The organism is Mediterraneibacter flintii (assembly GCF_055387595.1).
Genome location: NZ_AP031405.1, coordinates 3,362,960 through 3,387,414 on the forward strand (window position 1 = coordinate 3,362,960; position 24,455 = coordinate 3,387,414).

20 protein-coding genes and 1 riboswitch are annotated in these 24,455 nt (G+C 38.9%); of the genes, 4 read left to right on the plus strand and 16 right to left on the minus strand.

Annotated elements, in window-relative coordinates; translation table 11 throughout:
* Positions 1–46: 46 nt before the first annotated feature.
* Entirely contained in the window at positions 47–1,123 is a 1,077-nt protein-coding gene (locus tag ACZ5C4_RS16115; RefSeq protein WP_464521870.1) for a hypothetical protein, read from the minus strand.
* A 174-nt stretch (positions 1,124–1,297) separates the two neighbouring features.
* Between ACZ5C4_RS16115 and ACZ5C4_RS16120 the strand changes: the two genes are divergently transcribed.
* A complete protein-coding gene (locus ACZ5C4_RS16120) occupies positions 1,298–2,374 on the plus strand; it encodes a response regulator transcription factor (protein ID WP_464521871.1) in 1,077 nt (358 codons plus the stop codon).
* Between the two features lie 12 nt (positions 2,375–2,386).
* Here the strand turns inward: ACZ5C4_RS16120 and ACZ5C4_RS16125 are convergent, their stop codons facing one another.
* The 3 genes from ACZ5C4_RS16125 to ACZ5C4_RS16135 are packed head-to-tail and all read right to left on the minus strand — an operon-like array spanning position 2,387 to position 6,092.
* Entirely contained in the window at positions 2,387–3,337 is a 951-nt protein-coding gene (locus ACZ5C4_RS16125; protein ID WP_464521872.1) for a DMT family transporter, read from the minus strand.
* A 45-nt stretch (positions 3,338–3,382) separates the two neighbouring features.
* Positions 3,383–4,303 carry a DMT family transporter gene (locus tag ACZ5C4_RS16130; protein ID WP_464521873.1) on the minus strand — a complete coding sequence of 307 codons (921 nt, stop codon included), beginning with the start codon at positions 4,301–4,303 and terminating at the stop codon, positions 3,383–3,385.
* A gap of 22 nt (positions 4,304–4,325) precedes the next feature.
* Positions 4,326–6,092, minus strand: a complete 1,767-nt coding sequence (locus ACZ5C4_RS16135) for a cobalamin-dependent protein (protein ID WP_464521874.1) — start codon at positions 6,090–6,092, stop codon at positions 4,326–4,328.
* A 224-nt stretch (positions 6,093–6,316) separates the two neighbouring features.
* Between ACZ5C4_RS16135 and ACZ5C4_RS16140 the strand changes: the two genes are divergently transcribed.
* On the plus strand, positions 6,317–6,892 hold the full coding sequence (locus ACZ5C4_RS16140) for a flavin reductase family protein (RefSeq protein WP_464521875.1): 576 nt from the start codon (positions 6,317–6,319) through the stop codon (positions 6,890–6,892).
* Between the two features lie 3 nt (positions 6,893–6,895).
* Complete coding sequence (locus tag ACZ5C4_RS16145; protein WP_464521876.1) at positions 6,896–8,758, plus strand: hydantoinase/oxoprolinase N-terminal domain-containing protein; 1,863 nt, start codon at positions 6,896–6,898, stop codon at positions 8,756–8,758.
* 127 nt (positions 8,759–8,885) lie between these two features.
* Here ACZ5C4_RS16145 and thiC read toward each other — a convergent pair whose 3' ends face one another.
* The 8 genes from thiC to ACZ5C4_RS16185 form a co-directional block, all read right to left on the minus strand.
* Entirely contained in the window at positions 8,886–10,190 is a 1,305-nt protein-coding gene (gene thiC, locus ACZ5C4_RS16150) for a phosphomethylpyrimidine synthase ThiC (protein ID WP_464522364.1), read from the minus strand.
* A 216-nt stretch (positions 10,191–10,406) separates the two neighbouring features.
* A riboswitch (TPP riboswitch) is annotated at positions 10,407–10,517 on the minus strand.
* An 81-nt stretch (positions 10,518–10,598) separates the two neighbouring features.
* Positions 10,599–13,949, minus strand: a complete 3,351-nt coding sequence (locus ACZ5C4_RS16155; RefSeq protein WP_464521877.1) for a DEAD/DEAH box helicase family protein — start codon at positions 13,947–13,949, stop codon at positions 10,599–10,601.
* Between the two features lie 65 nt (positions 13,950–14,014).
* Positions 14,015–15,052, minus strand: a complete 1,038-nt coding sequence (locus ACZ5C4_RS16160) for a restriction endonuclease subunit S (protein WP_464521878.1) — start codon at positions 15,050–15,052, stop codon at positions 14,015–14,017.
* Positions 15,053–15,088: 36 nt separating this feature from the next.
* Entirely contained in the window at positions 15,089–16,057 is a 969-nt protein-coding gene (xerA, locus tag ACZ5C4_RS16165) for a site-specific tyrosine recombinase/integron integrase (protein ID WP_464521879.1), read from the minus strand.
* A 30-nt stretch (positions 16,058–16,087) separates the two neighbouring features.
* Complete coding sequence (locus tag ACZ5C4_RS16170; RefSeq protein WP_464521880.1) at positions 16,088–16,492, minus strand: HI0074 family nucleotidyltransferase substrate-binding subunit; 405 nt, start codon at positions 16,490–16,492, stop codon at positions 16,088–16,090.
* On the minus strand, positions 16,479–16,784 hold the full coding sequence (locus ACZ5C4_RS16175; RefSeq protein ID WP_464521881.1) for a nucleotidyltransferase family protein: 306 nt from the start codon (positions 16,782–16,784) through the stop codon (positions 16,479–16,481). The genes ACZ5C4_RS16170 and ACZ5C4_RS16175 overlap by 14 nt, the downstream gene beginning before the upstream one ends.
* A 57-nt stretch (positions 16,785–16,841) precedes the next feature.
* Positions 16,842–18,005: a restriction endonuclease subunit S gene (locus tag ACZ5C4_RS16180; protein ID WP_464521882.1), complete on the minus strand. Its 1,164-nt coding sequence runs from the start codon at positions 18,003–18,005 to the stop codon at positions 16,842–16,844.
* Between the two features lie 10 nt (positions 18,006–18,015).
* The gene (locus tag ACZ5C4_RS16185) at positions 18,016–19,488 is read right to left on the minus strand and encodes a type I restriction-modification system subunit M (RefSeq protein ID WP_464521883.1); all 1,473 of its coding nucleotides are present in this window, start codon (positions 19,486–19,488) and stop codon (positions 18,016–18,018) included.
* Between the two features lie 633 nt (positions 19,489–20,121).
* On the opposite strand from ACZ5C4_RS16185, the gene ACZ5C4_RS16190 reads away from it, so the two are divergent.
* The gene (locus ACZ5C4_RS16190; protein WP_464521884.1) at positions 20,122–20,991 is read left to right on the plus strand and encodes an Rpn family recombination-promoting nuclease/putative transposase; all 870 of its coding nucleotides are present in this window, start codon (positions 20,122–20,124) and stop codon (positions 20,989–20,991) included.
* 235 nt (positions 20,992–21,226) lie between these two features.
* Here the strand turns inward: ACZ5C4_RS16190 and ACZ5C4_RS16195 are convergent, their stop codons facing one another.
* The 4 genes from ACZ5C4_RS16195 to ACZ5C4_RS16210 form a co-directional block, all read right to left on the minus strand.
* A complete protein-coding gene (locus ACZ5C4_RS16195) occupies positions 21,227–22,213 on the minus strand; it encodes a diaminopimelate dehydrogenase (RefSeq protein ID WP_464521885.1) in 987 nt (328 codons plus the stop codon).
* A gap of 213 nt (positions 22,214–22,426) precedes the next feature.
* Complete coding sequence (locus ACZ5C4_RS16200; protein ID WP_464521886.1) at positions 22,427–22,960, minus strand: hypothetical protein; 534 nt, start codon at positions 22,958–22,960, stop codon at positions 22,427–22,429.
* Positions 22,951–23,589: a J domain-containing protein gene (locus tag ACZ5C4_RS16205; RefSeq protein ID WP_464521887.1), complete on the minus strand. Its 639-nt coding sequence runs from the start codon at positions 23,587–23,589 to the stop codon at positions 22,951–22,953. The genes ACZ5C4_RS16200 and ACZ5C4_RS16205 overlap by 10 nt, the downstream gene beginning before the upstream one ends.
* Entirely contained in the window at positions 23,570–24,430 is an 861-nt protein-coding gene (locus ACZ5C4_RS16210; RefSeq protein WP_464521888.1) for a DUF5685 family protein, read from the minus strand. The genes ACZ5C4_RS16205 and ACZ5C4_RS16210 overlap by 20 nt, the downstream gene beginning before the upstream one ends.
* Positions 24,431–24,455: the final 25 nt, after the last annotated feature.

Genomic DNA, 24,455 nt, shown 5'->3' on the forward strand with positions numbered 1-24,455 from the left:
AATTTTTGATCTATACTAACAAAACTTCTGACAAATATTTCCAATATCAGTCCTCTATTCTCATCGGAGACTGACGAAATACTGCAGCGGGCATTCTTCCTGTAGAGACGAGTCCTGGTTCTGCTGCTATAATATCCGGAATCCGGTTCATTACTGTACCCAATGTTATCTCTACAGACGGCATTGACGGCATCTCTATAGCCAGCTCACTTTCATCCGTATAAATTTTCCAGTTATTATAATCCTGCTGCCCTTTTGTGTAAATCGTACAATACAATTCACTTTCAATCACCATGCCATTTGTCGTCTCCAGCGTAATGACCTGAGATGCCTCTGAAACTTCTCCTGTTTCTATTGTCCTGCCAAGACTCTCAGAATATACCGGTTCCTTTGCATAGACAGGAACGATTTTCTGCGCAAGCGTTTTTATCTTATATCCTAGTCTGTCACAGAGCCATGCGCAGGAATTCCACATAAATGCGGCCTCAAAAGTTCCTTCTAAAATTTCTGCCGCGACATCTTTGTCACTGACGTTTCTTGTTTTCGCAATTTTTTCATTGAATTCTTCTTCTGTCATGCCAATGCCAAACTGTTCTGCAAAAGCAATACCATAATCGTCTACATTGTTCGTTGTAATACCTGTAATTTTTCTGATTGTATTTACAGAAGCTGCTGCTGTAGATACCAAAGAACCCCAGCACAGTTCTTGTCCCCCTGTTCCTGAAATCGTACAGCCATTCTCCTTTGCCAGCTTGTCAATCTTCTCGGCCAGTAGCGGAGAAGAAACGCGCGGATACAACATCTCTTCAGCAATCGTAACTGCATTGACTCCCGCAGCGGCGCACGCCAAAAATACATCCCCCAGGTCTTTTAGAAGACTCCGTCCAATTACAACGCAAATATCTGCTTTCAGTTCTTTTAGTTCTTCGGCAAAATTCGCTGAATCTCTCACCTCAACTCCTATTTTTTCAATACCGGCAAGTTCTCCTACATCCTGCCCATGAATTTTGCTGTACATATCGTAAGCCCCTACAATCTCAATGTCTCTTCCTACAGCGTATCTGACAGCCACCTTTCCCATTCTGCCAAGTCCATACGATACCATTCTAATTTTTCTACTCATTTTTTTCTCCTTTTACATTATATAAATATTTTAGTTTTATTGGTGCCTAATCATAGCGATTGCTGAAAATATTTTGTGATTGTTGACGTCCTTTTTGAATTAAATTATAATTATGAATAATATCAAATTACTGTTAAATCTGCTTTGATTTTAAAACCGAAAGGAAAAATTATCATGTCTGATTTTAATACAAAAGATCTGCATACTCTCAACCATTTAATCCATAAATTATATTCTGAAGGGCCCGTAGATCGACGTCTTTCAGATTTTCTTCATCAGCTCTTTACCGTCATTTTTTTCGACAAAGCAGCAATTTATTTTTTCCGTAAAAACGGTGATCATTTTTCACAGACACATGCTATTGAATACAATGTAACAAGCGACTATATCGACGCCAGCGACTATTACAGATACTATGAACCTTATGATGATCTCTTTTCTTCTGTAAATGCACCCGTCCCCTGTATCATCCGGTTCAGCGAATATTATGATTTTGAAGCACGGCTTGAAAATCCTGCATGGAGAGAATTTTATATTCCCAGCAATATCTATTACGGCATAAACGGAAATATTCTATTTAAGAGCCAGAACAATCTCAAAGCTGGAATTTGCCTTTATCGTGAAAAAACTCGAAATGATTTTTCTGATAAAGATATAGAGATTCTTCGGTTTCTGCAGCCCCATCTTTCAAAAGCACTGCATTATTATGGTGAGGAGCAGTCTTTAAACAATTCTTGCATTGTATTATCCAACTCCTCCCACCTAGCTTATGCTTTGTTTAATGAATCACTCGAACTTGTGTCTTGCAATAATATATACAAGGAATTGATGTCAAATGACCAGTATGGTTCCCTGCTGTCAGAAAAAGTGCGCTCTTTGTGCAGGCAGGCGTTTACGGACAGTGCAGGTCTTGACAATTATTCTTATGAGAGCAAACTCTCAGACGCCCCCTTCTTCATTGAACTCTCCAAAACAGCTAGTGCTCCAGATTCCGATATTCTCGTGCAATGTCTTGTCTATAATATATCATACTTATTTGATGCCGCGCTGCAGCAACTTAGAAAAGAATATACACTGACAAAACGGGAATTTGATATTCTCCAGGAAATTTTGAGAGGATACAGCAATGAGGACATTGCCAGCCACTGCTATTTAAGCATTCCGTCCGTGAAGAAATATACTGCTTCTGCATATAACAAACTCGGAATCAAGAGCTCAAAACAAATTTTGCAAAAGCTTCGCCTTCAGTAATCTGTGCCGCTTTTATACCTTACTACCGCTGCTTGTCTCTAGTTTATCGGTTTCCTTAGCTGCTAGTTCTAGTTTCTCTTTCCTGTAGTCTTCGACAGCCGGAAGTATAACAGCAATAGTCATTAGGATGCCACCGGCAATAAAGCGTATAGTCAGTGTGTCAAATCCTCCTATAATTCCAAACAGTGCTCCAAACAACGATTCCAGTGAAAGCAAAATAGCAGCTAGACCTGGCCTTAAATATGCCTGTGCATATACCTGCAATGTATTTGAGATAAATGTAAAGAAAAGAGCCAAGTATAATACAGTAAGGATTGCCGGTAAACTTAAGAATTGTTTCCAATTTCCATCGTTTGCCAAGAATAGTATAAACGAATAAATGGAGCAGAATAAAAACAATAAAAATGCAAAAACAATTTCATCTACATTTCTTGCAAAAACACTGACACTCATAATATAGCCGGAGAACATCAACGCACATACCAACACCAGTATATCCGCTGGCCTCATCTTAAACCCATCTGTAAGGGAAAGCAGACCAATTCCGACGATTGCAAGAATGCTACACAGCAGAATAATTTTAGACGGTTTTTCTTTTTTTATCAGCCACCATAGAAGAGGCACAATCACTACATATGTAGTCGTTAAGAAAGCTGCAACTCCTGGTGAGGTGTTGGTTAGACCATATGTCTGAAACATAGTACCTGCAACAAAAAAACCTGCTCCAATCGCACCACCTTTCCAATCCCCTTTTTGATATGCAGACCGTATTCTTTTTCTGAATATTACTGCGATGCAAATTGTCGCAATAAATTCACGTGAAAACAGCAATGCTTCCGGGGAAAGTGCTGCGCTTTCAAGTCCAATTTTCTGTACTAAATAGCCGCCTCCCCACATAACATTACATAAAATAAGTGCAATCACACATACAATTGTATTCTTCCATATGTTTTTCTTTTCCATCATGTGCTCCTTTTTATCGTTATTGTTTTATATATTTGCCAAATGTTATTTCTCTTCTGCCATTTCCTTCTTCTCTTTTAAATAATCCTCAAAGGCAGGAAGCATTACCGCTACAATCATACACACTCCCCCAAGAACAAACCGCGCTGACAATTTGTCATACCCGCCGATGATACCAAACATCGCTCCGAATAGGGATTCAAGCGAAAGCAGAATTGCCGCCAGCCCTGCTCTGATATGCGCCTGTGCAAATACCTGGATAGTATTTGAAAAAAACGTATAAGCAAGAGCTAAGTAAAGTATGGACGCTATAGCTGGCGTACTCAAGAACTGTTTCCAATTGCCATCATTTATCATAAACAAGATGAATGAATAGATAGTACAGAACAAAAACATCAAAAATGCTAGTACAATTTCATCCATATCTCTTGCAAAGATACTGATGCTCATAATATATCCGGAAAACATAAAGGCACATACAAGCACGAGCATATCTCCAGGCTTCATTGCCATTCCTTCCGTCAAAGAAAGCAGCCCAATTCCTATAACAGCGAGAACGCTGCACACCGCTATAATCTTAGATGGCTTTTCTTTTTTGAGTGCCCACCATAAAAGTGGAACGATTACAACATAAGTGGTAGTCAAAAAGGCAGCAACCCCAGGAGAGGTATTGGATAACCCATAAGTCTGAAACATAGTAGCCGCAACGAAGAATCCTCCTGCTATCGCACCCCCTTTCCAATCACCTTTCCGGTAAGATGACTGAAGCTTTTTCCTAAAAATCACTGCAATACAGATTGTAGCGATAAACTGCCTTGCAAATAGAAGTGCTTCCGGAGAAAGTTCAGCCTTCTCAATCCCTATTTTGTTCACTAAATACCCGCTTCCCCATATGATTGAACAAAGAGTAAGCGCACCCGCGCTAAAAAGTGTTTTATCCCAAATACTTTTCGTTTTATTCATCATATCCCTTTCCTTTTCAAACATTTTATTTATCGTTTTCATGTACTATCTTCGATATGCTTTCAAACAAATCATCAATGCCATGAATCCCTAACTCATTGATTAATTCGGTACAATCACTAGGTTCTGTATCCCCTGGCAGAATTCCGTTTAATTTGCCTCCCATAAAGATGTAATAGTCTTTGCCGCGTTCGCTGCATAGTTTTGCAAGCTGTCTGGCATAATTATAGGATTGTCCACTGTGGACACTGATACCAATCAATCGGGTCCCCTCTTCATCCGCAAGTTCCAGTATATCGATTGGGTCTACGCTAAGCCCGCCATTTATGACTTCCGCCCCAGCATAACTTAAAACAGATTCTACCAAGTTGAGTCCATACGTATGCACATCTGCAGAGCATACTACTATCTTTTTTCCCTTTAAGCATTCCTTCATTTCTGCTTCATTCAGCCTGTCACAAATCTTGTCTCTCATTTCTATTGTCATACGGCCTAGTACTGTAGGATAATATGGTCTAAAGATGCCACACTCCTCCATACTTGGATGAAAGTCTGTCTCAAGTTTTGCATAATTGTACTTCTTAAGCAACAGCAACATCTGCAGAGGATCTCCAATGTCGACTCCTGCCTGCTCAAATGTTTTCAACATATTATTGAACATCCAAGTCCCTTTTTCAATCATCACGTCTCTCATCTTCTCAAGAGGAGTAAAATCCATTAGTTCAAGCCATTCATCGGAGCGTTCTTCTATCCTTTTTCCCACTGAAAAAATATTAAAAAGTTCCTGTGTTGTCGGTACTTGCAGAGCTTCTGTTATCGATACCGGAAGGAAGCCCATGCCGAGTTTGTACTTCTTTTCCACTAGAATTTCAAGCAAAAATTCCTGTGCAGAAGAGCCATAATTCGCATCTATATCGTGATCCCACTGCATTGTTGTGGAACTGTTAATATAAAGCACACCTCTTTGTCCTGGTTCTGAAAGCACTTCTGCGAGCGCCATAGCCAGCGCCACGCGCGGTGGTCCCTCATGGAGAAGCCCTCCAAATCCAAGACAATATCTGGCGCCGCACAAATCTGTTACAATATATTTTTCAAGCAATGCATATGCGACAAATGAGGCACAATCTGAAAAGAAGCCCGCAATTCCATCCTCCATATAACCTAAAACATTCATATGCTGATCATATTTTGTCGAACAAATTCCAAGTGATTTGACCGTGTCGCCAAACCGTTTCACATTATCGTGAAAGCCGGGATAATCGAATGTGATTTCTGAAAATGTTCCAAGAAGCCTGGAGCCTGCCTTGACGGCATTGATTGTACTTTCAAGTGTGTTAGGTGCTGACAGATGGTGATCTGTAAAACCGAATTCCGCTGGAACAATCTCCATTGCTTCTAAATATTCTTCTGGACTCTCCAGCATAAATGAAGCACCACCGGGTGCCCCTTCCCGCATCTCTTTTGGAAGTCCCATACGCATATTGAAAATATTTAAAAACATATTCATCTCAAAGCCGCATCGATCACACATTGCCTTAAACTCACGAATACCGGCTTTGTGTTCTTCCCAGGAAGATAATCCCATCAGTGTAAACCATTCTATTTTTCCTTCTCGGACACATTCTTCTTTGTAATCGAAATAACTGTCGTATCCTGTTTCTCGCAGAAATTTACCGCGTCCCATCTCGATGCTTTCTCCGATTTTTCTTCCTTCTTTCAGAAGCACCCTGCCGTCTGGCAGATTTTTATCTAGTATATTACGAATATAAGAAATCGTATTAGAATGATCCATATATGTGTCCCCTCCTCTAAAATTATCCATAGTGACTCTGATTCTCTCTATTACCATGGTAAATATAATTGCAATAAAAAGATATTTGAATTCTGTTAATGTGAAAATATACTTTTTGATAAATATGTAGTAGCCAAAAGTATATTTGTTTTATTTTTGACAAAGTGTATTTTAATTATAATCTGTTACAGCAGACTTAATATATTGATGAAAGGAAATCCGATATGAAGCGAAAAAATTTTGGTCCGGCACCTGGCATTTTCCCTATGCCAGTTCTGATAGCCGCAACGTATAATGAAAATGGAACTATAAACACAATGACTGCTGCATGGGGACAACTCTGCCATCGCCATAAAATAGCACTCTTTCTGGATGAAACTCATAAGACTGCGCAGAACATCAAAGCTACTCAGGCTTTTACTGTTGGTATCGCAGACATGCAGCACCTTAAAGAAGCAGATTATTTCGGCACAGTCAGCGGAAATGACGTGGCGGATAAATTCATCAAGTCTAAAATGGCAGCGGTAAAAAGTACTTATGTATACGCACCGGTGCTTACAGAGCTTCCTGTTGTTATGGAATGTAAGCTTGAAGAAATTATCCACAACGATTACATGTACTGTGTGATTGGTGATATAGTAAATATGAGCGCCTCTGAAAATGTACTGGATGAAAAAGGCGCCATAGATCCTCTGAAACTAAATGTTTTGCTTTATGATGAATTTCATGCAGAATATTACAGTCATAACGTGAAAGTAGGCAAAGCATTTGAAGCAGGAAGTGATTATTTAAAGGAGTGACAAATGGATAAGGATATAGCAGCAGAAACGTATATTCTCGGTATAGATACAGGAGGAACCTATACAGACAGTGTAATATTAAACAGCCGTGATAAAAAGCTCATATGTAAAGCCAAAGCTTTAACAACCAAAGAAAACCTTGTAACCGGTATCAAAAATTCAATCCGTAAACTAGATTTTGCACATAAAAACCAAATTGTTTCTGTCTCACTTTCAACAACATTAGCTACAAATGCAATTGTTGAGAAAAAAAACTGTAGAGTCGGATTAATTCTAATAGGGAAAATGCTCAATGAGCCTCTTCCTGCGGAGTCTGTCTATTTAGTGCAGGGTAGGATTGATCTTCACGGCAATATCCTGTTTTCTGTGGATGAAAATGAAATCAAAGAAATTGTTAGCACCTTCAATCGTACTGTGGACTCCATCGCCGTTTCCGGCTACCTTAGCATCCGCAATCCTTCTCACGAACTGCAAGTTAAACAGATTATCCAGGAGCACTCTACCCTTCCAGTATTTTGTGCTCACGATCTTTCTGGAAATCTCGGGTATTATGAAAGAACAATCACAACGATACTAAATGCAGGACTGATCACTATCATAAGTGATTTTCTTGCCGCGGTAAAGCAGGCATTAAAAGCATACTCCATTACTGCCCCAATTATGGTTGTCAAAGGAGACGGTACATTAATGCAGGAGGATATGGCTGTAGAACGCCCTGTAGATACAGTATTGTCAGGCCCAGCTGCGAGTATCATCGGTGCTAAATTTCTTACCAATAAAAAAGAAGCTCTCGTTTATGATATGGGCGGAACAACTTCTGATATTGCCATCATCGAAAACGGCAGTGTCTATATCAATCCCAATGGAGCAACCGTTGACTGCTGGCAAACTCATATACGAGCCGCTAATATCTATACTTTTGGCGTCGGAGGTGACAGTCATATACACGTCCACGAAAAAGCCGTCCGTATTTGTTCAGAACGTGTAGAGCCTCTCTGTGTTGCTGCCAGTAAAAACAGCCAAATACTAGAAACACTTTTAAAAATTGAAGCAGAGAAAGGAACTTCCCTTCCTCTTTACTATAAAAGCGAAAAGACAGCTTCCGGAATACGGCTAAACAACTGCGATAAAGCAATTTATCATGCTATATCCAGACCGTGTTCCCAGGATGAAATGTTAAATTTTGTCCAGAAAGAGCACCTCGAATCTAGTCTTAATTATCTGGTTGCTAAAGGATTAGTCATCAAAACTGGCATGACTCCTACTGATATCAAGCATATCCGCGGAGATTACCTTGCATGGGATGACAAGGCATCGATACTCGGAGCAAAAATAACAGCGCGTGCAGCAGGTATAGCACTTGAAACTTTGCTTTACACATGTGAAGATACAATCCGTCAAATGATTGTAGACCTCTGTGAAGAAATTACAGAAACTTATGATCACAACAGAGTGAGTCCTTTACGTCCAATCATTGGTATCGGCGCTCCTGCTGCCGCATGGCTTCTACCTGCTGCCGAAACACTTAGTGTAGAATTAGATATACCACCGCATTCCGATGTCGCAAATGCTATTGGCGCTGCACTCTGCCCCGTTTCAGAATATGCCGAAGCAATCGTGCGCTATCAAAAAGAACAGGATATATATGTTCTTTTCATGCCAGATATGCGTCTCGAATTTCATTCAAAAGAAGCGGCGGAAGAATATGCTCAAACTCATCTAGGAAGCTACGCACAGGAAAAGGCAATCCGTGCCGGTGGACGTTCTCTTGAGGTCATTATTTCCCTGGATGCAGATTATGTCTGCGGGAAATATATACAGAGCATTATCCGTGCAGTGGCTACAGATCCGCGCTTTTCAATATGACAATACCAAGTATTGGCCTTAACGTTTCTATAACCAGGAACATTGTAATAAAAAGCCAATACTCTCATTCATTTTCTGGAGTATTGGCCTTTTTCTATTTCTACTGTCGTAAATATATACCTCTATTTTATAAAATATCAATATGTTCTCCTGCCAGTGCTTTATTCATACTGCGAACCGCACAGAATTTTCCGCACATAGAGCAAGTATCATCATGCTCCGGACTTCTGTCATCCCGAATTGCCTTCGCTGTCTCCGGATCTAAAGCACACGCCCATTGTGCTTCCCAGTCGAGCGCTCTGCGCGCGTCTGCCATTTGGTCGTCTATATCCCTGGCTCCTCTTACTCCTTTCGCAATGTCTGCCGCATGTGCTGCAATTTTCGATGCAATAATTCCCTGCTTTACATCATCTATATTCGGCAGCGCCAAATGCTCTGCAGGTGTCACGTAGCACAGAAATGCAGCGCCCGCAGCCGCAGCAACTGCCCCTCCAATCGCCGCTGTAATATGGTCATATCCTGGAGCAATATCTGTTACCAGAGGGCCTAATACATAAAATGGCGCTCCCTGGCATATAGATTGCTGCACTTTCATATTTGCCGCGATCTGATCCAACGGCATATGCCCTGGACCTTCCACCATTACCTGTACATCCTTCTCCCAAGCGCGCTTTGTAAGCTCTCCAAGACGGATGAGTTCTTCCATCTGGCAGACATCCGTTGCATCCGCAAGGCAGCCCGGTCGGCATGCATCTCCCAGGGAAATTGTCACATCATATTCCCTACATATATCCAAGATTTCATCGTAATATTCATAAAAAGGATTTTCCTCTCCAGTCATACACATCCATGCAAAAACAAGAGAACCGCCTCTAGATACAATATTCATTTTCCGCTTATGATTTCGTATCTGATCTATTGTCTTCCTTGTAATTCCGCAATGCAGCGTTACAAAATCTACCCCATCTCTTGCATGCAGTCGGATGACATCAATAAAATCTTTTGCCGAAAGAGTGTCTAGATCCCTTTGATAATGAATAACCGAATCGTACACCGGAACAGTTCCAATCATCGCCGGGCATTCTGCTGTCAGTTTTCTTCGAAACGGAATTGTATCGCCATGGGAAGAAAGATCCATGATAGAATGTGCTCCCATATTGACTGCTTCCATAACTTTACGCATTTCTATATCATAATCTTTACAATCTCTTGAAACCCCTAAGTTCACGTTGATTTTTGTGCGCAACATAGAACCTACTCCCTCTGGATCGAGACAAGTATGATTTTTATTTGCGCAGATGACTACTTTTCCTGCAGCCACCAAAGGTAATAATTCTTCTACCGTTATCTGCTCTTTTTCCGCCACTTTCTTTAATTCTTCTGTTACAATCCTCTTCCTTGCCGCTTCCATCTGTGTTGCATAGTTTCTCATCATATTCTTCCACCTTTCTCTTTATCCTGTACCGGATAATGCTGTTTTCCACGAAAGGCGCCTGTATCTGCTGCAACAGTTTATCTGATACGTTCTATTAAGAAACAAAAGACAGAAGCTTTTGTCACTTACTTTAAAGGTAAAGCTTCTAAACCATCAAAAAAACTGCCGCAACGTACTTGTATACTTTGCGGCAGTCAGATCTTTTCATACATCTGTCCATCTGCTGTATATCCCTACGTTGGCATTATCCAAATCAGGTTATGGGTTAAAGCAATTCAGCTTACTCTCAGCCCGCTTTATACGCGAGCACCCCTTTTTTCTTATAAAAATATTATAATACATAGACAGACAGGATTGCAATTCTTTTGTGTAATAAATTGCGGTTTATACAACTTTAAATGGATTTTATGCTGTTTCCTCTGAATTTTTTTTAATCGTATCTGCAATATTTAATATCTGGCGGGCAGTATTCATATTTTCTTCAAACAGCTTTATAATACTGCCTGCACTTTTAAACGGCTCCTTTTGGAGTACAGAATTATCTTCAATATTTCCGTTTACCACAATATAATCGATCATAAGACGAACAAATCGAATCTGATTTATATTTAGTTTTTCTTCGTTTAGGAATTCACTAAATGCTTCGTTAACGGCCTGCCGATCTACTCCTACAATCTTTCTCACCAGTCTGCCTACCGGAGTGTCTCCATATTCTCTTCGATAGTCTTCCTGCGTTCCTAACTCTTTCCACAGTATCCGTTCTAGTTCCTGCATATCTGTATCTGTCAGCTTTTTATTCTGACGGAGTTTATATACTGCAAGATTATCCTTATGCTCTTTCAGATAAAACTCTACTTTCTTTCGATAGTTTTCCAGATTATTTTCTATATGTATGGCTTCTCCACATTTCTCTTCTGAAATATTATCCGAAAAATTCGTATAATAAATTTTTCTTTCTTCTCTGTCAATAAATTGAATCAAATTTCTAAGCGCCAGTCTTATACCTTCCACATCAAAAACTGTCGCATTATCCCAGAAGCCCTTTTCTAATATTTTTTCAATACTGCTCTTCTGTTCTTCAACCTGCGGAATTCCAAATTTTTTTGTCAATTCTTCCGCTGCAGCTGTTACCGCCCTTTTATTCTGCGTTGCATTTTTATGCTGAAAATCGGCAAGTTCAATGCTATATATCAAATAGTCAAATCTCCTTGCCAATTCCTCCTCTTTCTTCGGTACAATCAACGGCGCTATGTGTCTCTTCAACTCAGAAACCGCTATTGCTTCCAGCGTCCTCCACGCCATCTCATCTCTATATTTTTCTACATATTGCAAATGCTGTTTAACACGAAAGCTTCGATTATCCAACTGCACTATCTCATTTTTTAGTCCGTTTACCAGGTCTGCCCGGTATTGCACATACTCCTCTTCTTTAAATTGAGATTCTTGTAATGCTCTAGCAATATCTACTTTACAGTTAAATATCCTTTCTGCCAGTGTTTCACCTGGTTTCACTTCTATTCCGCGTCTGTTCACTCGAAAGAACTCAAAATTACTGCAAAAATCCAATATCAAAAATTGTTCCTTATCCTGTCCCGGCGCAAAGAGATTCGGGCAAAGCCTTGTTCCTCTGCCTATCATCTGCCAAAATTTAGAACAGCTTCTTACTTTTTTAAAAAATACCAGATTCAAAATCTCCGGTATGTCAATCCCTGTATCCAGCATGTCCACAGAAACTGCTATCTGCGGCATTTTTTCCTTCATGCTGAAATCATCAATCAAAGTATCTCCATATTTGATACTGTAATCTATCTGCTTAATAAAATCCGCACCGTACTCTGGGTACATAGAATGGAAGATTCTTACAATCTCTTTTGCATGGGAGCTATTTTTTGCAAAAATAATTGTTTTCCCTAATTTATCCCCTCCCTCTACTTTTATCCCTTTTTCCATCAACTCCTGCAGAACCTTTTTGATTGTGTCTTTATTAAACAGCCACTCATTAATCGCAGTACTGGAAATATCTCTTTCGATATTCTCATCGTCTCCGAATGTTTCCTCAAATTCTTCCTTTTCCTCTTCCGAAAGTTCATCATAGTGAACCCCATTTTCCATAATCCGGGTCTTATATTCCAAAGTTGTATAGTCCACCAGATACCCTTCTTTTACCGCCTGTCCCAGTTCATATGCATAAGTAGGCACATTTCTTTCTAAATCAAAAATCTCATATGTATTTTTACCCACTTCGTCTTTCGGAGTCGCTGTCATACCAAGCAGCAGCGCGTCAAAATATTCAAAAATCGCCTGATATTTTTTATAAATACTTCTATGGCTTTCATCTATAATAATTAAATCAAAATGGCCCGGTGTAAAAAGTTTGCTCCCATCTTTTCTTTTTGTCTCATCAATAGCATGCATCATAGTCGGATATGTAGAAAAAATCATCCTGCTGTGTTCCGGATCATCTTTCTTATCCAAAAGATTGCACAAGCTCAAATCCTTCAGTAGATTACTGTAATTATTCTTTGCTTGTTTAACCAGTGCGGTTCTGTCTGCTAAAAACAGTATATTTTTTACCCAGTTGTGTCTTCTTAAAACATCTACTATGCTGATACTCACTCTCGTTTTTCCCGAACCTGTAGCCTGTACGATCAGCATTTTTCGGTGCCTTTTCTGAATCGCTTCGCAGACTGCTGTTACAGCCTCTTTCTGGTATGGACGGTTTGTTATTTCATCCTTGATTTCTATATTTTTTAATGGTTTTCGTATTTCTCTCCGGTCTATATTCAGCTGTAGTTCCTCTTTTGTAAAAATACCTGAAACCTTCCGCCCCGGATACCCATTGTAATCATCTATTAGTTCCATCTCATATCCATTTGTAACAAAAATAAGTGGACGCTGCCCATATTCTTTTTCCAAACAATCGGCATATAATTTTGCCTGCTGGCTTCCCTGCGACAGAGAGCTGTTTATTCTTTTTGCTTCTATAACGGCAAGAGGAAGTCCATTTTCCCCAAAGAGTACATAGTCTGCACGTCCTTTGCCTGTACCGGTTGGCATCCCGTTAACGACCACTTCTTCCAGACAATCTTTCCCAAGCTGCCACCCTGCTTCCATCAAATCAAGATTGATGTATCTCTTTCTTGTTTCTTCTTCTGTAATCCTGTCAATCTGAAACGTTCGATTAGCAGCATTATTTTCACGTACCTTTGTCATTTGTTTCAGAAGCTCTTCGTTTTCTTTCCGGAGTTCCTCTAATTTTTTGTCCTTTTGTGACAGACTTTCATATAGTATCTGCAGCTTATCCGTTCTTACTTTTTTCTGCTCTGTTGTATCTGCAAGAATATTTTCATCATATGCAGTTTCCTCATATTCTGCTGAATAACAATATCCTATCCATTTGCAAAATTCAAAAAGGTTGCGCAAAGATAACACAGCGTCATCTCTTTTAATTTTCTTATTCGTATGTACAGCCTCATTTCCAAGCTTTACAATAAACCTCAGCATAGGAAATAAACCCGGTTCAATAATAGACCGAAAACTGCTTTCGTGAATCAGACTAGAGAGATTGTCCCGATATGGAAGATGCAAAGAACCATCGTTAATATAGACCCAGCGTACAGCAAGCTCCAAAGCGCGCCTTGCCAAAATTGCTGATGTCGCCGATGAGATCATAAGACTCTTCTCTGCCTCTGCAGCCTGTTCAGAAAATGAACGAAACTGCTTATCCTTTTTCAAAAAATCAAAGTTCGTACTCATGCCTTCTTCATCCTTTACTGTATATTTTAGATAGATAAATTTATTTGGATATTTTAATTTCAGGATTAATGCAATTTTGATTTGTCGATCTGGGTGACGAAAGCAGCAAAGTGGTCTTGCAGCGCTTTATCTGGCACCATAACTTGCAGTTTTTTCAGCATTGCAATAGAAAGATAAGCAACTGTCGAACCAGCTTGCATATTGTCAATTTGCTTCCTGAATCCACTCATAGTAAATAGGTATTGCAAATATAGAGGCGTAATTTCTTCAGAATAATTGCTCAACCAGCTAATCATTCCATCTTGAAAGTAAAAACGGTCTTCATCCTTAATTATATAGCATCTTCCAAGCGTTCCGCGAGATGTCACCAGTATATCGCCGGTTACAGGAACCAGCCCGGATCGTTTCAATTCTGTATATTTTATCTCCGAAATAAACAATGTGCTATCTACGGTTCCTGTATCTATTTTGCTCACTAAATCAGATATTCTCCAAAATGGCACACCCTCAAAGCCCTGCTCACTTTGATATACACGCTTGCTCGAGCCTACAGCACAAAGCTTGTCTAAAGGCTTGACTGGCCATGCCTTATTATTGTTTTCCGGCTCTCCAAACATCTCGATAAATCGGGATTTGATTAATTCATCTAATTTTTCAAGTTCCTGCTTTCGCACTGCAATTATGTCTTCAACTCTTTTTAGAATACTGACAATCTCAACCTGCAATTCAAGTTCAGCTAAACTAAACGTTTCCTTTTTGTAATCCTTATAGTAAATATGCGGAATAGTAGCACCAGTAAAATACTTCTCTAAGTGCATATGTTTCACTACATAATAAAGATATTCCGGAAGAATATTTTCTTTTGGTATAAGATACTGCATAGTACCAATTACAGAGGATTTTGCAGGGTGTAAGGTCGTTCTGCCAATACCCGCACCATCTTTAACAACGGCTACATATGATTTTTCTTGATGATAAAAATCAACATCTCCTAAATAACCCGTAGCTCCATAAATCGGATATTCTCCTGCTTTATCTATCACATCTGATTGTCTAAGGTTTGACGAACCTCTTTCACAAACATCTTCAAGTTTTACTCTCATATTTTCATCCCTACAAATCCGAATCTGCCACATTTATTATGCAATATATTTTCTATGTGATGATTTTACATTACTTTGGTTTACCATTGCATATTTCATAGTTGTGTCAATCTGCTGGTGACCTAAAAGTTTCTGCACCTGCTCTATTGGCATACCCTTATCTATCGCTCTGGTTGCCATAGTCCTTCTAAATTTGTGAGGATGAACACGCTCAATATTTAAACGTCTCCCTAATTCACGTAGTCTTATCTCTACTCCACTAATTTTTAACCTCTCATATGGATAATTCAATGTTACAAATAATGCTTTATTTGAATCCACTCTGCTTTCCAGATAATTCTGTAAATGTAATTTTGTCCTTGCATCAAAATAAACTTTACGCTCTTTATCACCTTTTCCATACACAATGCACTCTCGTTCTTCTAAATTCAAATCATCTATATCTAAATTTACTAATTCTCCTACCCTCATTCCTGTTGAAAAAAGTATGTCTACAATTGCCAAATCGCGTTTTTCACCACAATTATCACGCAGTACTTCTATATTTTCATCAGAAATAATTTCCTTTACTGTCGTTTTGGTTCTAATTTTATGTATCCTGCGCACAGGACTTTTTAAAATATGATCCTCTTCTTCTAACCATGAAAAAAAACTAGATAAATTTCTTCTTATATTATCAATTGTCACTTTTCCACAACCGTTTTTTCCTTGATAATATGCCAAATATTCTCGAACTATTTCTGTTGATACTTTTCTCAATGGAATATCAATATATGCAAGTAAATCTTCTACTGTACTTTTGTAATATTGCAGTGTCCTCTTCGAACACCCCTCTAATCTCTTCGCAGTTAAAAACATGTCCAGATATGTACTATTTTCAATATTCTCTGTCTTTTCCTCCACAAGTTCTAATCTTGCAATCAAAACTTCTTGAAGCTTTTTCAACTGAGAAACATTCAGAAACTCTGTCATGTCATTTAGAATATAATAAATCTGACCCTCCATTATGATATTCTCCTTTTTTACAGAAGTATATCAAATTTCCTTTAAAATATCCTTATATGATTTTAAAATCTCTTCCTGCAATTTTTCAAATGCCGGTATATATTCCCGTATGATAACATCAACCATTTGCTTCGCTGCCTGACCATTATATATGTGGGTCATGTCATTTCTGGATTTTAACATACTAAGCCAGATATCCTCATCTAAGAACTCATAAACTGAATAAGCTGCTTTTAAAATTTCACGCGGAGAACCTGAATTGGCTATGCTTCTTCCTTCATAGCGTAACAATTCTTTTAATAATTTCCAGCTTAATTCAAACTGTATAAAGAATTTATCAATAATACCACTGATAATAAATTCATTGTTCAGATTTTCATGTTCTGCCCTTTTTAATACTTCCAGATTAGATGAAAAATTATCATACTTTTTCATACAGTATAATCCCCTCCTTCTGTATAGTATTCCAAAACACTCCTTGCTTTAATCTCTTAAGGTCTATGATGTCATAGTTTAGAAGAGTAGACGTTTCTTCCCTTACTTCTAATATAAATTGATCTACCTGTTCCCCCTCAACGGCTAAATCAATGTCACTAGCTCTATGAAAATCACCTCGTGCTCTGGATCCAAAAAGTAACACTCTGTCTATATCATACTTTTGTGCTATCGCTTTAATTTCTGCTATTACATCCTTTTTAATCCCAGTATTTTCCAAACTATTTCTCATTATACCCTCTTTTTATTCCAGGAACTGCTCCAATATTTTTATGACCTTTCCTTCTTTTCAACTAAAAAATTTCTGCATCAAACTGTCAAATAATTGCTGTGTCTCTTCTAAGGACTTTTGAATTACAGCTTTTGATTTGTCGATTTGGGTGACGAAGGCGGCAAACTGATTTTGTAGAGCTATAGGCACATCAAAAACCCGACATTTTTTTAGTGCAAAAATTTTCAATTCAGCAAATGTTGTGCCAGAAGCAATGCTGCTATAATCTGTCATAATTCTATCTTTCAAAGTATAAAGCAAAAAAACTGGATTATAGCTACTATCAATTGCATGAATCCATAAAACACGCCCATCCTTGAAGTAGAAAGGTTTATCTGTATCGACCATCCAAATCCTTCCATCTGGACAAATAGACGGCATTAGCAAATCTCCGTTTTGAGGGCTTCCTGTAGTTTCGCAAAGTTCTTTATATTGCTTTTCTGTAATAAATAACTCTGGGGTAACCCTTTTCCCTTCAGCTAAAGCGCCTATCTCTGTACCGCGATAAAAAGGAACTCCATCTTCTTTTAATTCTTCTACAAACACTCGCTTACTAGAACCAACTTCTGCAATTTCTTCCAGCCATCTTGTTTTCCACCCTTTTGAATTGATTACACAATCCCCAAACATTTCTACAAATCGGGATTTGACAAGGATATTAAGGTATTCTAAGAGTCGGTTTTGCTTTATTTTTGTTTCCCAACACACCTTCAAAATATCTGCTATATATCTCTGCTCATCAACTGATGGCAAGGCAATTCTGATATCTTCTACAATTCCCTTTGAAATTTCCTTAAATGTTACTCCCCGTCCCAATGAATTTAGATATTCTGTATTTCCCTTCAGAAACCAATATAAATACTCATTATATATCGATTGAGAGCATATAATATTTTTAAACCCCTGATTACAAAACATTTCTTTCCCTGCGATTGCCACTTTACCGATTGGCGCACGAGAAGACAAAATAACTGTTCCTTTTGGAAGTGGCTTCAAGCCCGTCTTCTCAACAGCAAGTCGTGTAATTTTCCTTGCGCTTTCATTCACAACCAAAGTATTTTCATCTAACTCTGCCGGAGTAATCCAGTCTATGTCTCCATCCCAATATTCTAGCACATTTGTTTTAGGTGTGCTTCCAGAAACAACTGTGCATACATCTCCAATTCGAATTTTTTCTTTCATAGCATCATCCCTACAAATCCGAATTGTCTTTCAACAATTCTCTTAACTCTTTCATATTTTTTTGTATTTCTTTTTCCAATGTATCAATTTTATCTAGTATTACCTCTGTCGGCTCATATTCCACTGGTTCATACACAATTTCTTTATATTTATTAATAGATAAATCATACTCATTTTCTCTTATTTCTTCTACGTCTACAAAGAAACTCTGCTCCGTCCTTTTTCTCTCCTTCTCTCTTTCTCTGTTTTTAAATCTATTTATAATATCTTCAATATCATTTTCCTGTACGGGCTGACGTTTATCGTCCAGAGAAAACCCGTCTGCTTTCATATCATAAAACCATACTTTATCTGTTCCCCCTGCTCCTGTTTTTTTCAATATCAAAATAGCAGTGGACACTCCTGCATATGGCTTAAATACACCAGAAGGCATAGAAATCACGGCCTCTAGTTTATTCCCGTCTATAATTTCCTTTCTTATCTGTTTATGTGCTTTGCTGCTTCCAAAGAGTACTCCATCCGGAACAATCACCGCCGCACGTCCGGCTGGTTTTAAGACACGTAGAAACAGCGCTAAAAATAAAAGTTCTGTTTTCTTTGTCTTACAGGTTTTCAATAAATCAGCGGAAACTCCTTCATAATCCAAACTACCTTTAAATGGTGGATTCGCAAGAATCAGTGTATATTTTTCTTTGTCTGTATTATTTTCTGAAAGGCTGTCTTTATATTCTATATTTGGATTGTCCACCCCATGCAGCAGCATATTCATAGCGCCGATTCTAAGCATTGTTCTATCCATATCAAAACCATAGAACATATCATTGTTAAAGTGTTCCCTTAGTTCTGCGTTTAAAAACAAATCTCCTGCATTTTGTCGCAGATATTCCTGCGCTTCTACCAGAAATCCTGCTGATCCCATTGCAGGATCACAAATACTGTCTGACGGTACAGGGGCAACTAATTCTACCATCATCTTAATAATATGTCTTGGTGTACGAAATTGCCCGTTTGTCCCTGCTGTCGCTACCTTTGAAAGCAGATATTCATATAAGTCTCCTTTGCTGTCTGCCTCTTTCATATCTAAATCATCAATACCATCTATGATTTTTGTCAAAAGTGCCGGAGTAGGAATCTTAAAAATAGCATCGCCCATATATTTACTGTAAGCAGACTCGCCATCTGCATGAAGATTTTTGATAAAAGAGAAAACTCCGTTTAAAACAGTATCATAAATCTCCTGTGCATCTCCCAGATTTTTAAATCTGTTCCACCTGTATTTTTGACAATCTTCCGGAAAGATTCCCTGAAAATCTATTCCTAGAAAATTTGCTTCATTTTCCTTTATAGTTTCCAATTCATCTAATTGTTTTATAAATAACAGATAGGTAAATTGTTCAATTACCTCCAGAGGATTTGTAATACCTCCTGTCCAAAAAACTTCCCATATTTTATCTACTTTGTTTTTTAACTCGCCTGTAATCATTCCTGTATTTCCCCTATTTCCCTATGAATTTTCACGTTGTTTTTATTATACTCCAGAAAGTCTTTACATTGCAATAAAGACTGTTTCGTCAAAAACTTCATTTTGCCCCCACTGTCTTTCTGGATAAAATTTAATTTAATAAAGCATCCCTTCTTTGCCTTCACATTTTTTTATAGATTTGTTCATAATCCATTCAAAACTTCATCACACTTTTTACACAACTAGATTATATACTATAATTGTTCTAAAGAAAGAACACTTTTTCATAAACTTTTTCCCCCTTTGAGTCACAGCAACATGTGGCTCTTTCCTTTTTTATAATTGAAATATAAACTTATTTTTTTCTTGTAGTTTGTTTTCTGATGTGTTAAGGTAAGAGTACCTTTTCTGTTATCTGTCTATCTTAAGAAAAGGGAAGTATCTTAATTTCTTATATAAAGAATCTGTATTCTAAAAATTTACATGTATCATTCTATTTATGTTCATCTGATGGACAATCATTTTTCCGGCAGGTATCTGTCCGGATATTCTGAATCTTTACCCAATGAAACAAAAGAAACTGTTGTGTAACTTAAGGGGAAAGTGTTGTAAAGTGTAAGGCTTTTCCCTATAATAAAAGGAGGAAAAGTAAATATGGAACAAAAACAAAAAGCATTGAAGGATTTGAATCTGCTGGATCGTTTTTTATTCTCACAAGCTGCTGATGACCCAGATACAATGCGGGACATGTTGGAGATTATTCTGGGAAGGGAGGTTGTCTTAAAACTCCTGCCTCAGACAGAAAAGGAGCAGCGCATCCATCCATTGAACCGGTATGTCCGTCTGGATGTCTGGGCAATGGACGAAGAGGAGCGCATATACAACACAGAGGTGCAGAGAGAGGATACAGGAAATCTGCCGAAGCGGAGCCGGTTTTATCAGGCGCTCATCGATTCCAATCTTTTAAAGCCAGGAGAAGTGGGATTCCAAAGGCTGAATCCCGTCTACATTATTCTTATCTGTCCCTTTGATCTGTTCGGCTATGGGTTATACCGATATACCTTCCAGATGCAGTGTAAGGAAGTACCTGAATTGTCATTACAGGACGACGCTGTTCGGATATTTTTAAATACCCGCGGACAGCACGCAGAAGGCGTACCACAAGAACTGATAGAGCTGTTAAGGTATATGGAGCATACCACAGAGGAAGTAAGTGCCTCCTGTACCAGTGAAAGGATACATAATATCCAGAAACGGATCCACGCCATCAAATCCAGTGAAAAGATTGGAGTGAAGTACATGCAGGCATGGGAAGAAAAGATATTAGAGCAGGAAAAAGCACGTGAAGAAGGACGCAAGGAAGGTCTTTCGGAAGGACATGCTTCCGGTTTAAAAGAGGGCTTGACACAAAAACTAAAAGAACTGGTAGAAAAGAAAGTACAAAAAGGATATGCGGCGGAAGAGATTGCAGAGATGCTGGAAGAAGATATAGAAGTTATACATGAAATAATGAAAAAATTATAATTGAATTGACACCAAAAGAGAAGGTAATTCAACTTCATATACCTTATCGGGCGAAGCCCGTCCTCCCGAAGGGAATGAATTACGGTATGCCCTTTAGGGTATACGTTTCCTTTCACTATCGGCAGCCGCCAAATAAAAAGAAACAGGAAGCCCTTGCGCCATGCTTACACAAAAGCATGACGCAAGGGCTTCCTGTTTCTTTTCACACTACTTATTGCTTCGTTGAATCTATAATTTACAGCATATGTGCTCTTAATTCTTCTCCACTCTTTGCGCTTAAATATGCCGGAGCAATATCGAATACGGTCTTGCATCCTTTCGCACCTTCATTTGCCAGCCTATAAGCTGCTCTCGCATATGCAACGATTACAGAAGCTGTAAATTCTGGATTAGAGTCCAGCTTCAGGCTGTATTCGATCAGATGATTGTGTTCTTCATTCCAGCCTGTCTTTCCACTGCGGAGTACAAAACCACCGTGCGGGATTCCGCTATGATTTTTCTTCAGCTCTTCTTCACTAATAAAGTGTACAGTTGTATCATAATCCGCAAAGTAATTTGGCATATTCTTGATCTCTTCTTCCACCTTCTTCGCATCAGCGCCTTCTTCAAGCACTACATAGCACTCTCTTGTATGCTTCTGACGTGTTGTCAATTCTGGATTTTCCCCATTTCTGACTGCCTTTAAGGCTGCCTCTACAGGAACTGTATACTGCTTTGCATCCTTTACGCCTTCTACGCGGCGGATTGCATCAGAATGTCCCTGACTTACCCCTTTTCCCCAGAAGGTATAATCATTTCCCTGCGGAAGGATTGCATTTGCATACATTCTGGTTAAAGAGAACATTCCCGGATCCCAGCCTACAGAAATAATTCCCACTTTTCCGCCTTCTTTTGCAGACGCATCTACGTTCGCAAAATGCTCTGGAATACGTGCATGTGTATCAAAGCTGTCTACCACATTGAACAATTTTGCATAAACAGGAGTCTGCTCTGGCAGATCCGTCGCACTTCCTCCGCACAAAATCAAAACATCAATTTTATCCTTCCAGCTTTCTACCTCTGAAATACTGCATACAGAAGCACTTTCTGTCAAAATTTTTACATCCTCTGGATTTCTGCGGGTGAATACTGCTGCCAGTTCCATGTCAGGGTTCTGTTTAACCGCACACTCAACGCCCCGTCCCAGATTTCCATATCCTAAAATACCAATTCTTATACTCATAACCATAGATTCTCCTTTCTATTCCTAATACGGATTTAATTATACGAGTGCTACATTGATTTTTCAAGATTTTTCTTAATCCTCTTTTCAAAATGTAGCAGCCTTATTCGTTTACTTACTCGAAATGAATAGCAGACTTTTATTCTTTCTTGACCGTACAGACTACTGCACAAAAAAACCGTTGTCCTTCCCTGGAAGTACAAACGGTCTTTTTTATCGCAGCAGTCTGCCGCGCATTTTATTCCATATATGTCCCTGTACATATTCATATGCCCTGTCATAAATCCATATACCTAACTGACCTGCCGCAACTACAATAAGCAACATCATTTCCGGAAGCTTTCGTGAAAATAGAATCTCCTGGAAAATCAGTACCAATGGAATGTACATTACATTAAATATGATATATTTTATAATCCAAAATAAAATATGGCGCTTTCCTATCTGTGGCCGCTTCTCAAGCACACCCCACGCAAATTCTACTGCAAGGATATAAAATCCCATTGCTGCAAAAGAAATAACATAAAACTTATTTGGCGCAACAAGAAATCCTAACAAAACATCTGCCAAATAGAACGCAGCCCCCATTTTTATTCCATATTCTCGGATAACAATCCCTACAAAGTAAGATGCGGCTGCTAAAAGAAACAATGTATTTGTCTCAATCACGCTGCCAAGTGCCATACACACTACCGACAATGCAAGCAGCAGCCCGCCAAACGCCATAGATTTTGCCTTTACATGCATGAACAAAGGTCTCCTCCCATACATTCACACAGAGTGTCCGCACACCATAAGTCACAACATAGATTCCCTGTTCCGCAGGAAGAACCTCCTGCACCATAGCCGCCTCCATATGGATTATTCTGGTATCTGCGGCTACTGAAATCCAACTGATTCAAAAGCTGGCGATACTGCAGATTATTTGGCTCCATATTAACTGCTTGTGCTGCATGCTCTCTTGCCACCAGGTTATTTCCTAGACCGGCATTGGCACATCCACTGACATAATACCACATTGCCGTACGGTTCTGTATCTGATCTAACACATTCAAAGCTTCTCGGTAATGGCGGCTGTTTACATAGTTTACTGCCGCCTGCATCTGCGGATCCTGCTGTGCCTGATTGTATCCGCCTTGATACCCATATGAATATCCTCCGGAGCTGCTGCCGGAATAACCGCCAGAACGTTCCTTCATAATCGTATCATACGCTTCCTGTACTTCTTTAAATTTTTCTTCTGCCAAATCCGCCAAAGGATTATTGACATTCGCATCCGGATGATATTTTCTCGTCAAATCACGGTATGCTCTTTTTATCTCATCATCCGACGCATTGGGCGATACCCCCAGCACATCATACGGATTTTTTGTCATTTTTTTGTAATTCCTTTCCTTCTCTTTTCTTCAATTGTATTTTATTATAGCGATTCCACACTCCATCATACAATATATTTCGCAAAATGTCCACATCCACAATACATGGAAGTTTTTCAAATTCTACGCTGCATTCTGCAATCATCATACAGAGTATTTCCCTACATTTTTCTTCATATTCTTTTTGTCCATATAGCTCTTTTAATGGGTTATAGCAGTTTTTTTGAATATCTTCCTCCAAATCTTCATAAGCATCCATAATATATATGAACTTGCCCAGAAAAAAGCCCATTCTGCGCAGGCTTTTTTCCCACATATCTTTTTGCCAGACAAACAATTCTTCCATCAGATGCCCAAAGCACCCTGCCGTCCGGTCAATATCTGTGCTGTTTTCTCTCTCACAAACGGCAAGTTCTTCCAAAGATTCTCTAATTGCTCGGCTCTGACGCGGATATTTTGCGGCAATCCGCTTCGCCTTACGCCCTAGAGCACCCTTTGCAAGAAATGCGCTCACCTTTTTCTCGTCCTTCCAATCATCCTCCAGGTGATACCATGCAAGAAGCAAATTCATATCTGCCGCATATCCTGTGATTTCATTTTCCAGCATCATTTGCTTTTTCACCGGATGCACTTTGCACCTGTGGGATTCTGTGCGGGTCTGGCTTTCATATAAAGATGTTAAAAGAATGATTGCAAATGTCATATCATAGGTCAGTGTCATCTGTCCGGATATGCCATATTTATCTTTTAGAATATGGCAGAGTCCACAGTAATATGCTTTATATTTACGCAAATCTTTAACTTTTAGTTCCGGCTCACATATCGTAACATATCCAAACATAACATTTCTCCATATCTCCATTATC

Bases quoted from the DNA above. Each gene is read 5' to 3' on its own strand.
- xerA (WP_464521879.1), bottom strand. From the start codon at position 16,057: ATGGAGGGTCAGATTTATTATATTCTAAATGACATGACAGAGTTTCTG.
- ACZ5C4_RS16145 (WP_464521876.1), top strand. From the start codon at position 6,896: ATGGATAAGGATATAGCAGCAGAAACGTATATTCTCGGTATAGATACA.
- ACZ5C4_RS16210 (WP_464521888.1), bottom strand. From the start codon at position 24,430: ATGTTTGGATATGTTACGATATGTGAGCCGGAACTAAAAGTTAAAGAT.
- ACZ5C4_RS16140 (WP_464521875.1), top strand. From the start codon at position 6,317: ATGAAGCGAAAAAATTTTGGTCCGGCACCTGGCATTTTCCCTATGCCA.
- ACZ5C4_RS16155 (WP_464521877.1), bottom strand. From the start codon at position 13,949: ATGAGTACGAACTTTGATTTTTTGAAAAAGGATAAGCAGTTTCGTTCA.
- ACZ5C4_RS16120 (WP_464521871.1), top strand. From the start codon at position 1,298: ATGTCTGATTTTAATACAAAAGATCTGCATACTCTCAACCATTTAATC.
- ACZ5C4_RS16175 (WP_464521881.1), bottom strand. From the start codon at position 16,784: ATGAGAAATAGTTTGGAAAATACTGGGATTAAAAAGGATGTAATAGCA.
- thiC (WP_464522364.1), bottom strand. From the start codon at position 10,190: ATGAGAAACTATGCAACACAGATGGAAGCGGCAAGGAAGAGGATTGTA.
- ACZ5C4_RS16115 (WP_464521870.1), bottom strand. From the start codon at position 1,123: ATGAGTAGAAAAATTAGAATGGTATCGTATGGACTTGGCAGAATGGGA.
- ACZ5C4_RS16190 (WP_464521884.1), top strand. From the start codon at position 20,122: ATGGAACAAAAACAAAAAGCATTGAAGGATTTGAATCTGCTGGATCGT.
- ACZ5C4_RS16180 (WP_464521882.1), bottom strand. From the start codon at position 18,005: ATGAAAGAAAAAATTCGAATTGGAGATGTATGCACAGTTGTTTCTGGA.
- ACZ5C4_RS16195 (WP_464521885.1), bottom strand. From the start codon at position 22,213: ATGAGTATAAGAATTGGTATTTTAGGATATGGAAATCTGGGACGGGGC.
- ACZ5C4_RS16170 (WP_464521880.1), bottom strand. From the start codon at position 16,492: ATGAAAAAGTATGATAATTTTTCATCTAATCTGGAAGTATTAAAAAGG.
- ACZ5C4_RS16125 (WP_464521872.1), bottom strand. From the start codon at position 3,337: ATGGAAAAGAAAAACATATGGAAGAATACAATTGTATGTGTGATTGCA.
- ACZ5C4_RS16200 (WP_464521886.1), bottom strand. From the start codon at position 22,960: ATGCATGTAAAGGCAAAATCTATGGCGTTTGGCGGGCTGCTGCTTGCA.
- ACZ5C4_RS16135 (WP_464521874.1), bottom strand. From the start codon at position 6,092: ATGGATCATTCTAATACGATTTCTTATATTCGTAATATACTAGATAAA.
- ACZ5C4_RS16205 (WP_464521887.1), bottom strand. From the start codon at position 23,589: ATGACAAAAAATCCGTATGATGTGCTGGGGGTATCGCCCAATGCGTCG.
- ACZ5C4_RS16160 (WP_464521878.1), bottom strand. From the start codon at position 15,052: ATGAGAGTAAAACTTGAAGATGTTTGTGAAAGAGGTTCGTCAAACCTT.
- ACZ5C4_RS16185 (WP_464521883.1), bottom strand. From the start codon at position 19,488: ATGATTACAGGCGAGTTAAAAAACAAAGTAGATAAAATATGGGAAGTT.
- ACZ5C4_RS16130 (WP_464521873.1), bottom strand. From the start codon at position 4,303: ATGATGAATAAAACGAAAAGTATTTGGGATAAAACACTTTTTAGCGCG.